Annotated in this window: 12 protein-coding genes; 1 reads left to right on the forward strand and 11 read right to left on the reverse strand. The window is 66.9% G+C overall.

The window, feature by feature from the left end:
- Positions 1-49: 49 nt before the first annotated feature.
- The 8 genes from VGN82_RS09690 to VGN82_RS09725 form a co-directional block, all read right to left on the reverse strand.
- Positions 50-3,781 carry a DUF2339 domain-containing protein gene (locus tag VGN82_RS09690; RefSeq protein WP_327526797.1) on the reverse strand — a complete coding sequence of 1,244 codons (3,732 nt, stop codon included), beginning with the start codon at positions 3,779-3,781 and terminating at the stop codon, positions 50-52.
- 121 nt (positions 3,782-3,902) lie between these two features.
- Positions 3,903-4,778, reverse strand: coding sequence for an ABC transporter permease (locus VGN82_RS09695; protein WP_414644259.1), 876 nt, complete (start codon positions 4,776-4,778; stop codon positions 3,903-3,905).
- Between the two features lie 7 nt (positions 4,779-4,785).
- On the reverse strand, positions 4,786-5,718 hold the full coding sequence (locus tag VGN82_RS09700) for an ABC transporter permease (protein WP_327526799.1): 933 nt from the start codon (positions 5,716-5,718) through the stop codon (positions 4,786-4,788).
- Positions 5,718-6,443, reverse strand: a complete 726-nt coding sequence (locus VGN82_RS09705) for a glycerophosphodiester phosphodiesterase (RefSeq protein WP_327526800.1) — start codon at positions 6,441-6,443, stop codon at positions 5,718-5,720. Before VGN82_RS09705 ends, VGN82_RS09700 begins: the two co-directional genes overlap by 1 nt.
- A complete protein-coding gene (locus VGN82_RS09710) occupies positions 6,440-7,432 on the reverse strand; it encodes an ABC transporter ATP-binding protein (RefSeq protein WP_327526801.1) in 993 nt (330 codons plus the stop codon). The genes VGN82_RS09705 and VGN82_RS09710 overlap by 4 nt, the downstream gene beginning before the upstream one ends.
- Entirely contained in the window at positions 7,429-8,292 is an 864-nt protein-coding gene (locus tag VGN82_RS09715) for an ABC transporter ATP-binding protein (protein ID WP_327526802.1), read from the reverse strand. The genes VGN82_RS09710 and VGN82_RS09715 overlap by 4 nt, the downstream gene beginning before the upstream one ends.
- Positions 8,289-9,890, reverse strand: coding sequence for an ABC transporter substrate-binding protein (locus VGN82_RS09720; protein WP_327526803.1), 1,602 nt, complete (start codon positions 9,888-9,890; stop codon positions 8,289-8,291). The genes VGN82_RS09715 and VGN82_RS09720 overlap by 4 nt, the downstream gene beginning before the upstream one ends.
- A 66-nt stretch (positions 9,891-9,956) precedes the next feature.
- Entirely contained in the window at positions 9,957-10,796 is an 840-nt protein-coding gene (locus VGN82_RS09725; protein ID WP_327526804.1) for a MurR/RpiR family transcriptional regulator, read from the reverse strand.
- Between the two features lie 121 nt (positions 10,797-10,917).
- On the opposite strand from VGN82_RS09725, the gene VGN82_RS09730 reads away from it, so the two are divergent.
- Complete coding sequence (locus VGN82_RS09730; RefSeq protein WP_327526805.1) at positions 10,918-11,673, forward strand: glycerophosphodiester phosphodiesterase; 756 nt, start codon at positions 10,918-10,920, stop codon at positions 11,671-11,673.
- Between the two features lie 104 nt (positions 11,674-11,777).
- Here VGN82_RS09730 and VGN82_RS09735 read toward each other — a convergent pair whose 3' ends face one another.
- The 3 genes from VGN82_RS09735 to VGN82_RS09745 are packed head-to-tail and all read right to left on the reverse strand — an operon-like array spanning position 11,778 to position 14,871.
- Positions 11,778-12,326: a carboxymuconolactone decarboxylase family protein gene (locus VGN82_RS09735; protein ID WP_327526806.1), complete on the reverse strand. Its 549-nt coding sequence runs from the start codon at positions 12,324-12,326 to the stop codon at positions 11,778-11,780.
- Positions 12,327-12,343: 17 nt separating this feature from the next.
- Positions 12,344-13,207, reverse strand: coding sequence for a carbon-nitrogen hydrolase family protein (locus tag VGN82_RS09740; RefSeq protein ID WP_327526807.1), 864 nt, complete (start codon positions 13,205-13,207; stop codon positions 12,344-12,346).
- Positions 13,204-14,871 (reverse strand): ABC transporter ATP-binding protein, encoded by a 1,668-nt coding sequence (locus VGN82_RS09745; RefSeq protein ID WP_327526965.1) that lies wholly within the window; start codon positions 14,869-14,871, stop codon positions 13,204-13,206. The genes VGN82_RS09740 and VGN82_RS09745 overlap by 4 nt, the downstream gene beginning before the upstream one ends.

Consider the following 14,871-nt stretch of genomic DNA (forward strand, 5'->3'; position numbering starts at 1 on the left):
GAAAACTATCGACCCAAACCAGCTTCGGGCCCGCGGCGACCGCCCGAGCTCAGGCTGATGCCGCGTCTGCCGTTCGAGGGTTCCCCGCCTCTCGCCGCAGCAGCCGTTGATAGGCGACACCGATGGCAACGAGGCTTGACCCGAGCCCGATGAAGGACAGTGCGCGCAGCAGGCCTTCGAGTCCGGACATGTCCACGAGGAAGGCCTTGCTGACCGCTATCGTGACGATCCCGAGCGACGCAAGCCGGAGGTCCTTGGAGTTCAGCCGGAAGCCGGCCGTGAGCAAAGCCACGCCATAGAGGAGAATGGCTGCCGAGTAGGCGTAGAGCTCGGTAGAGCCGACACCATGCCCGAGGAGCTCCGGGCCGACGAAGGCGCGGCGGACTTCGACGAGGACGTATGTGAGCGCGCCCGTTATCGCGGTCGCGCCGAACACGCGCTCGACAATCGGGCGGCTGAGATACTCCCGCGCCCAGGCTGCCGCGGCAAAGGCGAGCGCCGACGGCGCCAGATACCCGACGAGGGCATTGTCGAGCAGCAGGATGCCGCTGAGAGGCTGGTTCGTCGCGAACGGACTCGCGACCAAGGCCAGGACGGCGAACAGGGCGCAGGATGCGACGGCTGCCGAAAGCGGGTCGATTGTAATGTCGCGGTCGGACAGGCTGATCGAACCGGCGATCATCAAGGCGATGGCCGCGAGGAAACCAAGCGATGCGTAGACTCCGGATTCCGCCAGCGTGATCGGGACATCGGAGGAGAGATCGCGGCCGTGGAAACCGTGCCTGATCAGCAGGAACGCGCCCAGCAGCGCTGTAAAGAACGCCGCGATGCGGGATGCACGTTCCAGCGACTTGTCGACATCGCGCAGCCACCAGGATGTGCCCGCAAATGCGATTGCGGTCGCTCCGTAGCCCCACAGGATGCGGTTGAAGATGATCGGGCCATCGACGCCGCTTCCGTCCAGAATTGGATTGCACCGGAACCCGAGCCCCAGCGCTGTCCAGGCGATCGACAGGCCGCCGAGGATTGTCACGGCCCATTTCGTAACCGTGGCGCCTGCGAGATCATGCCAGGCGCGTGCTGCTGTGGTGAGGCCAAGCAGCACGAGGGTGATCATGACGGTTTCCGAGAAGGCGATGGCCGCGTGCCCTGCAGGCACGAGCTTCGGTCCGGCGAATGCGTGCCTGACCATCAGGATGGCGCCGAGCGAAATCAGGAAAGCGGCGCAGGCGCTCAGGGCGTCGCTGACGACAGAGCGTTGGTCGCGGGAGAGCTTGTAGCCGACAACGCCCAGGATCGCTCCGGCGACGATGTACCAGAGCAGGCGATTCAGGATCGGCCAGCCGGTGACGGCCGTGCCATCGAAGAGCGGGTTGAGCAGTCCGCCGAGGGCCCCGACGCTGAGGAAGATGACGGCCGAGATCGAGACCAGCGCGGCCATGCGGAAGATGTTGCCTGATGGTCTTTGCCCGAGGATCTGGAAGCCGCTGGCAAGCAATCCGATGGCGATGATCAGGCAGGCGGCCTCTTCGAAAAGCGAATTCCGCGGCGTGAAATAGTGGCCGGCGAGCCGGACGACGCTGGGCGTCAGGTTCGCGCCGACAAAGAACTGATGAACCTCGAGTACGACGAACGCCGCTGCAAAGAACGCGGCCAAGGCTTGATGGATAATGCGCGGCCGATCGTTGGCGCCGCGCAGGGCCAGTGCGCCGACGGTGAAGCACAGCGCGGGCAGAGCGTAGGCCGGAATGAGCCAGTTGAAGATTGGCCATGGCCCCATATCCGTCAGGATCGGATCCCAAAGCCAACGCGCCAACGCGGCGGTGGCCAAGCTGGCCGACATGGATCGGAGCAGCGGGATCGGCCGTCTCCGCGCAAGGACCGCGACGCCCGCGGCCGAGATGGACAGGCCGACGACGAGCCAGGTCTCGCGCAGGGCAAACGCGACGGCGATGCCGAGCGCGATGGCGCCGGCAGCGGCGTAGGCTGCCGAACCGATCAGGGCGAGCGGATTGCGACGGGTCCTCGTGTTCGCGCGCTCGACCCGCAGCAAAAGCTCGGAGGCTGCAAAGAGAGCAGCCGCCAGCACTATCGACAGGGCCGCGAAGCCGAGCGATCGCTCGAGGCCATTCAGGCGCAGCGCTGTCGCCAGCAGCAGGAAGACGGGCGCGAGAGCCGAGGCGAATGCAAGCTGGCTCCGGACGATATGGTTGCCGGCCCCAGATTGTGTGCGCGTGAGCAACACGCAAAAAGGCAGGGCTCCTGCGATCTGCGCAAAGGCGATTGCCGTCCAGGTGAGGCCGGGGGCCGCGTCCGGCGCAAGGCTCAGCCTGATCAGATCAAAAACCGTAGCAGGGGTCAGGCCGAGCGCGCCCTCCCGGGTCGGCCAGAGCAGGACCATCCCGACGGCAGCTGCCGCACTCAAGGGTGCGAGCGGTGCGAGGTCACGATGCCTGACTGCGGCGACGACGCCGACGAGGATCGTGGTGACGATGGCGAGTTGAAGCGTCCCCGGGCTGCCATAGCCGACCCATAGAATGCCGGAGATAACGAGCGGAACGGCGATGGCAACCAGGCTCGTGACGTCGATCGCCATGCCGGCCCAGTTCGGAATGGGGGCGCGCCCGAGACGCGCCGGCACTTCCTTGATCAGCGCGAGAGCCAGTACGGCGCCAGCCATCAGCAGGAACGCGGGCCAGCCATGGCCTGGCGCCGTCAGCGCGATCAGAACAGTCCAGATGCCGTGCCCGGCCACCGCTGCGAGCGTGACGATCGCGTTCGGCCGCCGGACATGCAGCAGGAAGGCGGTTGCCGTCACGAAGGCGATGAACAGCGAGAGCGATGCGAAGGCAGGTGCCGTGCTGCTGATCAGGAACGGCGTGATGTAGGAGCCGACCACGCCGAACAGGCCGAGTGCGGGCCCATGGACGAGCGAAGCTGCCAGTGCCGACAGTCCGATGAGGGCCATCAGCATGAACGCGGTCGTCGGTCCGATGAAGTCGTAGATTGCATGGGCGGCAAAGGCGACGCCGAAGCCGGCAAGAACGCTGACGCCGGCAAGGATTGCCGGGATGTTTGCGGCGAGCGCATCGTCCATGGCGGGAAAGGGCAGGGGCGCTTCGCGTCGCCGCAGATACTCACTCGCGATGGCGAGCAGAACCGCGAAGGCCGCGCCCATCAGCAGGCGGGCGCCGGGCCCGAACATGCCCGCCTCGATCGAATAGCGAATGAGAAAGAGGCCGCCGAAGGCCAGGGTTAGGCCGCCGACCCAGACGGCCCAGCGGGATCCGATCGTCGCTTCGATATCGCGACGGGGAGCGGTGGCGGGTTCTTGCTGCGCCTCCTGTGCGACCACCTCGATCTGGGGCGGCGGGGCGAATTCGGACGAGACCGCTTCGGCAGCGTCGGACGCGGATCTGGCCGCAATCTGGATCGGTTCGATCGAAGGGGGAGACGGCGGGGCAGGTATTTCGCTGACCGATACCGGTTCCGGCGGCTTGGCCTCGACTGGTGGCGACTCGGGTGTCGTCACGGCCTCTTCGGGAGCGTCGGATTCAGGAGCGTCGGTCCGATCATCCGCCGCCACGAGGGGGGATGAGGGCGATACACCGGTTCCGGCCTGGATCGCGCTCAACTGCGCGCGCAAAGCCGAGATGTCGGCTTGCAATTGTGCGATCTGCGCCAGTGCCCGCGAGCTTCGTCCCGATGCGGCGAAGGCGGCCCATGGCACTGCAACGAGAAAGAAGATCCCGAGGAGGAGGCCGACAACCACCCATTCCATAACGAGCCATCAGCCTCCGGTATGCCAGCCTGACCTATCGTCATATCTCATGAGCGCGTGAAGTGGAACGGAGCTCACGGCGGGCACGGATACGGCCCCCCTTCCACTGGCGGCTCGGCCGCTAGCGGGACTGCAGGGTCGGATCCAGCCGGTCTCTGATCCAGTCGCCGAGAATGGAAATGGACATCGTGGTCAGGAAGATCGCGATGCCCGGCAACACGGCTATCCACCAGGCGCTTGTCAGATAGGCGCGGCCAGCACCCAGCATCTGGCCGAGGCTGGTGAGCGGCGGACGGATGCCGAGGCCGAGGAAGCTGAGCGAGGTCTCGAGCAGGATCACCTGCGGGAAATTGAGCGTGAACTGGACGATCAGCACGCTCAGGATGTTCGGCAGGACGTGCCGAAGATAGACATGGCGGGCCGGTGCCCCGAGCGCGGTCACGGCCGTGGCGTAGCCCTGCGTGTTGGCCGCGATGACGACGCCGCGCGTGAGACGCGCGAAGACCTCCCAGCCATAGAAGCCCATGATCGCCACGAACAGGAAGAACCCGCCGCCGAACAAGGCGATCAGCGCCAGCGCGATCATCATGAAAGGCAGCGACGCCTGAACGTCGGCCAGCATCATGATCGCCTCCTCGGCAAGCCCGCGGAAATGCGCCGCGATGAAGCCGAGCACTGTTCCGATCAAAGCTCCGATCATCGTGCCGCCGAGCGCGACGAGCACGCTGAAGCGGATCGCATAGATCAGCCGGCTCAGGATATCGCGGCCGAGCTCGTCCGTACCAAGGAGATGCTCGGGCATGCCGCCGAGGAAGGCCGGCGGCTTCAGCCGCTTCAGCAGCGACTGCGTGCGATAGTCGTAGGGCGCGAGCCAGTCGGCGAAGACAAAGATCGCGAGGATCAGCCCGAGCACAACGAGGGAGACGACCACCAGGGCCGGATAGCGCGCTTCGGCGCGAACGGGGGCATCGTCACTCCGGCTGAACAGCCTCGACATCGCCATCTCAGCTCTCCGAACGGGCGGCGCGCATGCGCGGGTCTATCAGCGCGTAGACGGCGTCGACGGCCAGGTTGGCGAGGACCATCGTGATCGAGGTCATGATCAGGATCGCCTGGACCAGGGCGAAGTCGCGCGAGGTGACCGCGTTCACCAGAAGCCGGCCGACGCCGGGGACAGCGAAGACCGTCTCGACGATGATCGAACCGGCGACGAGATCGCCGAGCTTGAGGCCGATGATCGTGACGATCGGGATCGCGGCATTGGGCAGGGCATGCCAGAGCACCCGGCGCGGGCGCGGCACGCCCTTGGCCCGGGCGGCGACGACATATTGCTTGTTCAAGACCTCGAGCATCGCCGAGCGGGTGAAGCGGGCAAAAGTACCGGCGAAATGCGTCCCCAAAGTCACGGCCGGCAGGATCAGGTGCCAGATCGTCGCGTCGCCCGCGCTCGGCAGCATGCGCCAGTGCAGCGAGAACAGCAGGATCAGCATGATGCCGAGGAAGAAGTTCGGCAGGCTGAAACCGAGGACGGCGAAGCTCATCACGAAGCGGTCCACCGGCTTGTTGCGGTTGAGTGCCGCGACGATGCCGAGCCCGACCCCGAGAATGAGGCCGAGGACAAAGGCGGTCAGTCCCAGTCGCAGGGTGCGGGGCAGGGCGGCAGCGATCAGCTCGATGGCCGGCCGCTGGTCGGACAGCGAAAGCCCGAAATCGCCCTGCGCGATGCCGGCGACATAGGAGATGTATTGCCGCCAGAGAGGCCGGTCGAGCCCGAATTTCTCGCGGTAATGCGCGATGACCTCAGCTGTGGCCTGATCGCCGACGAGGGCCTCGATCGGGTCGCCCGAGAGATTCAGCGCGAGGAAGGTCAGGGTGACGATCAGCCACACGGTCAGGAGGCCGCGCGTCAGCTTCGTCAGGAGGAGCCGGCTCGACATCACGATGCCTTGCGGCTCTGCAGGCCGATGAGCAGGTCGGGATCGTTGAGCAGCACAGCCTGCGGAGCATGCGCGAGGATGCCACGCAGGCTGTCGCCGTCGACGTCGCCGACGATGCGGCCGGTGCCGGCGCCCCCCGCCGTGACCCAGACCGGCTGGCGTCCGAGCAAACGAGCCGCGACCGGGCCGTCGAGCGCGCCCTCCCAGATGCGGAACGCGCTTGCACCTGCACAGGCATAATGCTCGGGATTGGCCCCGTCGGGCAGGAAGGCAAGGACCCGGATTCCGGGCGCTTTCAGTGTCGCATGGGCGACCTGAAGGACCTCGCGTGCGCCGATCCAGACCCGGTCGAGCACATCGAGCTCCCTGATGACGCCGAGCACCGCATCGATGATCGCGAGATCCTTGGTCTTGATGTCGATCAGAGCCGGTCGATGCGGGCAGATCGCCGCCAGCGCCTCCGCGAGGGTCGCGAGTTGGACACCGCCCGAGCGGGCAAGGCTCTTCAGCGCCTCATATGACGTATCCGCGACGCTCGCGCTGCTGCCGGCCGTACGGGCGAGGTCCGGATCATGCGAGGCGACGACGACGCCGTCGGCGCTCAAGCGCGCATCGGTCTCGACGAGGTCCGCTCCGGAGGCAATCGCGGCGCGATAGGCCTCCAACGTGTTCTCCGGATGCCGGGCGGAATGGCCGCGATGAGCGATGACAAGTGGCCGGGTCATGATGCGGTTCCCAGTTCCTCGGCGAAGTGGCAGCGGACGCTGCGGCCGTTCCCGAGAACGCGCAGGCCGGGCATCTCGGCGGAACAGCGCGAACGGGCATAGGGGCAGCGGGTGTGGAAATGGCAGCCCGCCGGCGGATTGGCAGGCGAGGGTGGATCGCCCGCGAGCCGGGCCGGCCGGGAGGAACGCGAGCCCGAAAGGTCCGGAATCGCGGCGAGCAGGGCCATCGTGTAGGGGTGCATCGGCCTGCGATAGACCGGATCCGTCGGCCCCTCCTCGACGATCTGGCCGAGATACATCACGGCGATGCGATGCGAGAGTTTCTTCACCACCCGCAGGTCGTGCGAGATGAAGAGATAGGCGATGTCGAAGCGCTCCTGCAGCTCCTGCAGGAGTTCCGTCACCGTCGCCTGCACGGAGACGTCGAGGGCGGAGACCGGCTCGTCGCAGACGATCAGGCTCGGCTTCATCGCCAGCGCCCGCGCGATCACGACGCGCTGCGCCTGGCCGCCGCTGATCTGGTGCGGGAAGCGATCCGCCATCTCCGGCGCGAGCGCCACGGCCTGCATCAGGCGCGCAACCTCGGCGTCGCGCCCGCTGCGTTCGCCGATCTCGTGCAGGTCGAGCGGCTCGCGGATCTGGCGACCGATGCTCAAGCGTGGATCGAGCGCCGATTGCGGATTCTGGAAAATCATCTGGATGTCGCGGCGCTGAAGCTGCCAGTCGCGCGGCGTCAGGCCGGTCAGGTCGCGCCCCTTGAACAGGATCTCGCCGCCGCTCGGCCGTTCGAGCCCGACGATCATCCGGCCGGTCGTTGATTTCCCGCAGCCGGATTCCCCGACGAGGCCCAGCGTCTCGCCGATGCGCAGCGTCAACGACACGTCCTCGACGGCGCGGATGGTCCGCTGCGGCCGCAGGAACGAGCGGCCGCCGCCGAAATGCCGGCGCAGACCCGAGACGCGCAGCAAGGGTTCCGTCGCGCCGCTCATGACGCGGCCCTTTCGCGATAGACCGGCGCGGCGACGTCGAGGCGCGGCATGGCTGCGAGGAGCTCGCGGGTATAGGTCGCTTCGGGTGTCTGCAGGAGGCGCTCGGCCGGTCCCGCCTCGACGACGCGGCCGTGACGCATCACCACGACATCGTCGGCCATCTCGGCGACGACGCCGAGGTCGTGGGTGACGAACAGGATCGCCATGCCGAGCTCGGCCTTGAGTCGGTTGAGCAGGTCGAGGATCTGCGCCTGGATCGTCACGTCGAGCGCGGTCGTCGGCTCGTCGGCGATCAGCAGGCGCGGTTCGCAGGCGAGTGCCATCGCGATCATCACCCGCTGCGCCATGCCGCCGGAGAACTGGTGGACATAGGACGCGAGGCGCTGCTCCGGCTCGGGGATGCCGACCATGCGCAAAAGCTCCAGCGCACGGGCCTGGCGTTGCGGCTCGGAGAGCGACGTATGCAGGCGCAGTGTTTCACGCAGTTGCGCGCCGACCGTATGCAGCGGGTTCAGCGATCCGAGCGGGTCCTGAAACACCATCCCGATGCCGCGGCCCCGCACGGCCTCGAGCTCGGCTTCGCTGGCCGCGGCGAGGTCGCGTCCTTCGAAGAGGATGCGACCGCCTGTCCGGCGCCCGTTCTGCGGCAGCAGGCCGAGAACCGCCTGGCAAGAGACGCTCTTGCCGCTGCCGCTTTCGCCGACAATGCAGGTCGTCGTTCCGGACCGGACGGTGAAGGAGACGGCGTGCAGGATGTCGGCATAGCCCTTGGCGGTGCGGAAGCCGACCGTCAGTCCCTCGACGGAGAGCAGCGTTGGACTGCCTCCGTCGGGATCGGCGCTGCGCTCGCTCAGCGTCACTTCGCGGCCATCGAGAAGTTCGAGGGGCGGAAGTCCATGTAGTACTGGCTGTAGGGCGTCCAGTTGATGCCCTTCTTCACGCCATAGCCGGTGACAGGGTTGTAGAGCATCGTCATCGGCATATCGTCCTCGAAGGCCGTGAGCAGCTTGGCGAAGATCGCCCGCCGCTTCGTCTCGTCCGTCTCGGCCAGCAGGTCCTTGGCGGCGTCGTTGAAGGCGGGGCTCGCGCCGTAGTACTTCCAGGTCTTCTGGTTTTCGCTGTCGGGTCCCCACAGGGTCAGGATCGCACCGGCCGGATCAGGCACGCGATAGGTGTTCGACCAGACGATGACCTGGGCACCGGGCTTGCGCACCTCCCTGAAGCTGTCGACGAAGTCGATGCGGGCGTTGATGCCCACAGCGCGCCACATCTCCTGGATCACCTGCGCCGCCTCGACATTGTAGAGGTAGTAGTTCGGGATCAGCCGGTAGGAGATCTCCTGGCCCTTGTAGGAGCTTTCCGCGACAAGCTTCTTGGCGAGTGCCGGATCGTAGGGGTAGCCCTTGTTCTCCTTGATATACATCGGTCCGAAGCTAGGCAGCTGATGGCCGTTCGGCGCGTAGGTCTGGCCCTTCCAGAGCGCGTCGATCAGCGCCTTGCGGTCGATCGCCAGGCTCATGGCGTGGCGCAGTTTCTTGTCAGAGAGCAGCGGGTCGTTGGTGTTGAACTGGAGCACATGGCTGTTCTCCAGCGGTTCGGTCCTGATCGCGACGTCCTTGTAGCGCTTCAGCCCGTCCCACTGGTCCGGCGGGAGCTCGACCGCGATGTCGAAATCGCCGGCGACGAGACCGGCGACGCGGGCCGCGACCTCCGGAACCGAGCGGAAGGTGATGGTCTTGGCCGCAGGCGCGCCGCCGAAATAGCGGTCGAAGGCGGCCAACGTGATCTTCTCGTTCTTCTGGTAGTCGACGAAGCTGTAGGGGCCGGTACCGACGGGTTTCCAGCGCAGTGACTTGGCGGCCTGATCCATCCAAACCTTCGAGTCGACGCCCTCCTTGCGGAAGGCGTGCCAGGGCTCGTCGCAGATGGCGAAGGACATGTAGCTCGACAGCCGATGCTCCATGATCGGATCATGCTGCGCCGTCGTGATCCGGACGGTGAAATCGTCGAGCTTCTCGACATTGGTGAAGTTGCCGAAATAGACGCGGCCCTCGGGGTAGTAGGCCTTCGGCCCCCAGAGACGGTCGGGCGAGAAGGTTGCCAGCACGTCATTGGCGTCGAAAGGGCTGCCGTCATGGCAGACGACGCCGCGGCGCAGCTTCAGGTCAAAGGTGGTCGGCGTCGTCCAGGACCAGCTTTCCGCCAGTCCGGGCACCAGTTTCGCGCCGCCATCGGCCGTCGGATTGGCGAAGTCGCGCCGGATCAGCGTGTCGAAGATCGAGTAGTAGATCCGGGTATCGACATTGCCCGTATGCTCGCCGGGATCGAGCGATCGGGCGAGCTCATTCACTGCGACCGTGAGGGCCGGCTTGTCAGCCGCGACGGCCGCCGAGCAGGCGGCCACGGCCAGCCCGGTGCCAATCAAGGCAACGAGCTGCGTTTTTTGTTTGGTCGACATCGTCATGGCATCCTCCCAACTGACAGGAATCGTTTGAGTGTTCCGTCGTTCATCGATGCGGCGGCCCTAGCCGGGCTTGCCGCGAAACAGGCGTTGCAAGGCCTCGACCTTCGCCAGCGTTTCCAGCGAGCGGCCGTCGTCCGTCCGTGACAGTTCCAGGATCAGCGTGTTGCAGATCGCCATGGGCACGGTCAGCGAATGGAATTCGCCCTGCTCGCCGCGGGCGGCGACGAGCTGCACGTCGCAGGCAGGCACGCCGGTACGCCTGTCGGTGATGAGCAGCGTCCGCGCGCCGATGCTTCGGGCGCAGGAAACGAGGCGCGCCACGGCCGGGGCTTCATGGCGGAAGATCAGGGCGACGACCACGTCGCCAGGGGCGAGGCCGAGCAGCTGGTCTGCCGCCTGCCAGTCGGCATGGGCGATCGCCGCGGCGCGATATCCGGATCTGACCAGGCGCCGCACGAACAGGTCGGCGAGACTGCTGGCATGCCCCTCTCCGACGACGAGAACGCGCCCAGCCTGCCGAAGGAGTTCAGCTGCGGCGACGATCTCCGCATCGGAGATCTGGCTGACGAGAGCGCCGAGCGCCCGAATTTCCCCTTCGACGACGGAGCCCAGCAGGGAATCGCCGCGAACCCGATCGAGACGCCGCCGGACCCGGACCGACGCGTCGAGATCGGCCACGACGGTGTCCTGCAGCGCGCCGCGCATCTCGCGATAGGAGGCGAAGCCGAGCTTGCGCGCCAGGCGGCCGGCGGTCGAGGCGTGCACGCCCGCCTGGTCGGCGACCTTGTGCGCCGGCAAAAAGCTGCCTGCCGTGCGATTGGCCAGGAGAACCTCGACGAGCCGCCGGTCCGACTCGGTCAGCTCGTCCCGGCGCGCCGAGATGATCTCGGTCAGGTTCATCGGCTCTCCCATGCTGCGCAGGTTATTGGAGGGGCGCAGCGTCTTGCAAGTTAAATTGCAGACTCGCCTGACGGCAATTTATCTTGCATAAGCACACATCGCTCCGGATGGTGACAGACATATGACGGATATCGCCTCACATCGCGGCGGGGCCAGGCTCTGGCCCGAGAACAGCCGCCTCGCTTTCCGCAACTCCGCTGCCCTGTCGGTGGATTTCATCGAGTTCGACATCCATCGCAGCCGCGACGGGGTGCTGTTCGTCCACCACGATGCCGTGTTGGGAAGGACCGCGGCCGGATCTGGGCCGGTCGGCGACAAGGACTGGGCCGAGCTCCGGAGCGTGGGGCTGATCGGAACGGAAGGCGAGACGATCCCGAGCCTCGACGAGGTTCTCGACATCCTCGCGCCGAGCGGAATCAGGCTGCGCATCGAACTCAAGGCGCGCCAGGGCGGCGAGCGCTATCCCGGCATCGAGGCCCAGCTCGTGGCACGGCTCAAGGAGCGGTTCCTGCTCGACAGGACCGTCTTCACATCATTCGACCTGCCCACGCTCGCCGAGCTTTCGGCGCTCGCGCCCGACACGCCGGCGATCTGGCTGATTGCCGAACGGCTCCTGGAGTCGTCGCCCCGTGATGTCCGAGCCTTATGCCATATGGCGCGCGCGGTGGGCGTCAAGGAACTCGCGGTCAGGGTATCGGCGATGCACGACGATGATGTCGTCGTCTGCCGCGAGGAAGGGGTGCGGCTCGGCTTCTTCGCAGCTCATGACGAGCCGGCGATCCGAAAGGCATTCGCTGCCCGCGCCAGCGCCTTCACCACCGATCGGCCGGATCTCGCCATCGAGCTGAAGGCTCAATGCGAGTTGGCGGCCGACTAAGAGGACGAACGAATGATCGCGCCGGTGTGCCGAAGCGCATTTGCGTTCGGCGTCATCGGCTGACGCCGGGCGGCCGCCTGCAGGCAGGCGGGGCCGTACGACGATCAGGTCGTTGCCGCCAGCGGCCGCGCGGCCATTTCGGCGGCGACCGGCGCATCGATCGGCGTGTCGTAGGTCATCAGGATGTAGCCGAGGACCGAGTAGAAGCCGACGGTCGCGACCAGGTCGAAGACCGCCTCGCGGCCGAGCGCGGCCGCGAGCTCGGCTTCGAGCGCAGGCGGAAGCCGCTTGTCGTCGAAGAGGGCATCGACGGCCCGGGCGATCAGTCCGTCCTCGCCCTCCGGCATGCCGCGCAGTGCTGCGATACGGTCGTCGCTCATCCCGAGCACCCGCGAGCGGCTGACATGGTGCGCCCACTCGTATGGCGAGCCCATGCGATGGGCTGCGCGCAGGATCACCACCTCCGAGCGCACTGGCCCGAGCGCGCTGTCCTTGACGACATGCTGGCGCAGCGGCGCCCAGGCCTTCAGCAGCGCAGGATGATGCGCCATCGTCCGGTAGACGTTGAGCGCGCCGGCGAAGCCGTCCTTCATCTCGGCGATCTGCGCCGGCCAGTCGGCGTCGCTGAGCGGCGGGCAGGGGGAGGTCGTCATCGGAGGTCTCGCTGATGTCAGGGAGTGAGGTATTTCGCGTAGAGGGCGGGCGCACGGTCGGCCCAGATGCCGGTGAAGCTGCGATAGCGCGCGACGTCCGCCAGGTCGATCTCGACGCGCAGCACGTCCTCGCGGTCATGGTCGAGCGCGCCGAGCACCCGGCCGTCCGGCGCGACGGCGCAGGAGCGGCCGAAGAAGCGCTGGCCGCCGCGGCTGCCGCTGCGGTTGCAGCTCAGGAAGAATACGCCGTTCTCGGTGGCGCGCGTATAGGCGCGGTGGATGAAGAGCGCTTCGTCGGTCACCGGCACGTTCTCGGCGCCAAACGAGGCCCAGACCGAGGTAACGATGCTCGCCCCCTGCAAAGCGAGGATGCGGGTGATCTCGGGGAAGCGGATATCGTAGCAGACCTGCATGCCGAGCCGGGTGCCGAAGACCGGATAGGTGTCGATGTGGTCGCCGCCGGTGAAGAACAGCTTCTCGTTCTGCCACTGGTGGACCTTGGTGTAGTCGCCCAGCACGCCTTCGGGGCCGATCAGCAGCGAGGCATTTCGCATCACGCCGGCGCGCAGGCGATCGCGCAGGCCCAGCCCGATCACCAGATGAACGCGGTGCCGCGCCGCAAGCGCGACAAGTGCCCGGATCTCCTCGCCGTCGGGCGCCGCACAGGCTTCGTAGAGCGCCGCGCCGAAATGCGGGACGTCGCTGACCATGGGCCTGCCCGGCACCAGCGGCTCGACATAGCCAGTGTTCGCGAGCTCCGGGAACAGGATGAGCTGCGCGCCCTGCGCCGCCTCGGCGGCAACGAAGTCGTGGATGCGCCGGAAGTTCTCGGCCGGCGCCAGGGCCTGGATATCGAGCTGGACGAGGCTGGCGGAAATCATGCGTCGGTTCCGGCGATGCGGTGGCCGGCGGCGAAATCCCAGTCCCGCCCCGGCGCTGCGTTGATCAAGGCTCGTGTATACTCATGGCGTGGCCGCGCCAGCACCTCTGACGCCGGCCCATCCTCGACGACGCGGCCGCGCTGCATCACCATGACCTCGTCGCAGATCTGTGCGGCGACGCGCAGGTCGTGGGTGATGAACAGCACCGCGATATTGCGCCGCTCCTGGATTTCAGCGAGCAGCGCCAGCACTTGCGCCTGCACCGAGACGTCGAGCGCGGAGACGGCCTCGTCCGCGACGATGACCTCGGGCTCCATCATCAGGGCGCGGGCGATCGCGATGCGCTGGCGCTGGCCGCCGGAGAACTGATGCGGGAAGCGTTCGAGGCTGGCGCGCGGCAGGCCGACCACCTCGATCAGTTCGCCCGCCCGCTTCAGGGCGGAAGCTCGATCCTCGCCGAGATTGAGCGGTCCCTCGATCAGGCTCTCGCCGATGCGCAGGCGCGGATTGAGCGAGCGATTGGGGTCCTGGAACACCATCTGCACGCGGCGCCGCGCTGGCGCCAGCGCTGCCTGCCCCTGCAGAGGAGCGATATCCTGACCGTTGACGCGAATTTCGCCGCCGGTCGGATGCTCGAGCCTGAGCAGGCAGCGCGCCACCGTCGATTTGCCGGAGCCGGACTCGCCGACGATGCCGAGCGTGCGCCCGGGTGCCAGGCTGAAGCTGACATCGTTCACGGCCCGCACGGAGCGGATGTCCCGCCCCATCAAGCGGCCGAGCACTGAACCGATGCTGAAGGTCTTTTCGAGGTTGCGGATCTCGACGACGGCTTCGGCCTCCTTCGCTGCAGCACGAGCGGCACGCGGGATCAGCGACGGCACGGCCTGCAGTAGTTCGCGCGTATACGCTTCGCGCGGCTGGCTGAGCACCCGTTCGACGGGGCCGGTCTCGACGATCTCGCCGCGGCGCATGACGCAGACGCGATCGGCGATGTCGACGACCACGCCCATGTCGTGGGTGATGAACAGGACGGCCGTGTTCTGCTTGTCCTGCAATTCGCGGATCAGGCTGAGGATCTGCTTCTGGGTGGTGACGTCGAGAGCGGTGGTCGGCTCGTCGGCGATCAGGAGCTTCGGCTTCAGGGCAAGCGCCATCGCGATCATCACGCGCTGGCGCTGCCCGCCGGAAAGCTGATGCGGGTAGCTGTCGTAGATGCGCGCCGGATCGGGGAGATGCACGGCCTCGAAGGCGGCGAGAGCGGCCTCCCGGCGCTCCTTCGGCCGCATTTGGGTGTGCGCCCAGTAGACCTCGTCCATCTGAAGCCCGATCGTCAGCACCGGGTTCAGCGCCGTCATCGGCTCCTGGAAGATCATCGCCATTTCGGCGCCGCGCAGCGCTTTCGTCCGGGACGGCGTCGCGGTGAGGATGTCCTCGCCATTGAGCAGAACCTTGCCGCCCGTCGCCCGCAACTCGTCGCGCGGCAACAGATCCATCGCGACCAGCGAGGTCACCGATTTTCCGGAGCCGGATTCGCCGACAAGGCAGAGCGTCTCGCCCGGCTGGATGTCGAAGCTGATGCCTTTCAGGATGTCGGAAGATTCGCGCCCGCCCGTCGCGACACGCAGGTCGCGGATCGAGAGCACCGGCCGGGGCACAGTTGCCAT

This window comes from Allobosea sp., assembly GCF_035999205.1.
Classification (GTDB): Bacteria; Pseudomonadota; Alphaproteobacteria; order Rhizobiales; family Beijerinckiaceae; genus Allobosea.

Coding starts and splice junctions, on each gene's coding strand:
- VGN82_RS09745 (WP_327526965.1), bottom strand. CDS start 14,871: ATGGCAACTGTGCCCCGGCCGGTGCTCTCGATCCGCGACCTGCGTGTC.
- VGN82_RS09735 (WP_327526806.1), bottom strand. CDS start 12,326: ATGACGACCTCCCCCTGCCCGCCGCTCAGCGACGCCGACTGGCCGGCG.
- VGN82_RS09695 (WP_414644259.1), bottom strand. CDS start 4,778: ATGTCGAGGCTGTTCAGCCGGAGTGACGATGCCCCCGTTCGCGCCGAA.
- VGN82_RS09705 (WP_327526800.1), bottom strand. CDS start 6,443: ATGACCCGGCCACTTGTCATCGCTCATCGCGGCCATTCCGCCCGGCAT.
- VGN82_RS09725 (WP_327526804.1), bottom strand. CDS start 10,796: ATGAACCTGACCGAGATCATCTCGGCGCGCCGGGACGAGCTGACCGAG.
- VGN82_RS09700 (WP_327526799.1), bottom strand. CDS start 5,718: ATGTCGAGCCGGCTCCTCCTGACGAAGCTGACGCGCGGCCTCCTGACC.
- VGN82_RS09710 (WP_327526801.1), bottom strand. CDS start 7,432: ATGAGCGGCGCGACGGAACCCTTGCTGCGCGTCTCGGGTCTGCGCCGG.
- VGN82_RS09730 (WP_327526805.1), top strand. CDS start 10,918: ATGACGGATATCGCCTCACATCGCGGCGGGGCCAGGCTCTGGCCCGAG.
- VGN82_RS09690 (WP_327526797.1), bottom strand. CDS start 3,781: ATGGAATGGGTGGTTGTCGGCCTCCTCCTCGGGATCTTCTTTCTCGTT.
- VGN82_RS09740 (WP_327526807.1), bottom strand. CDS start 13,207: ATGATTTCCGCCAGCCTCGTCCAGCTCGATATCCAGGCCCTGGCGCCG.
- VGN82_RS09720 (WP_327526803.1), bottom strand. CDS start 9,890: ATGTCGACCAAACAAAAAACGCAGCTCGTTGCCTTGATTGGCACCGGG.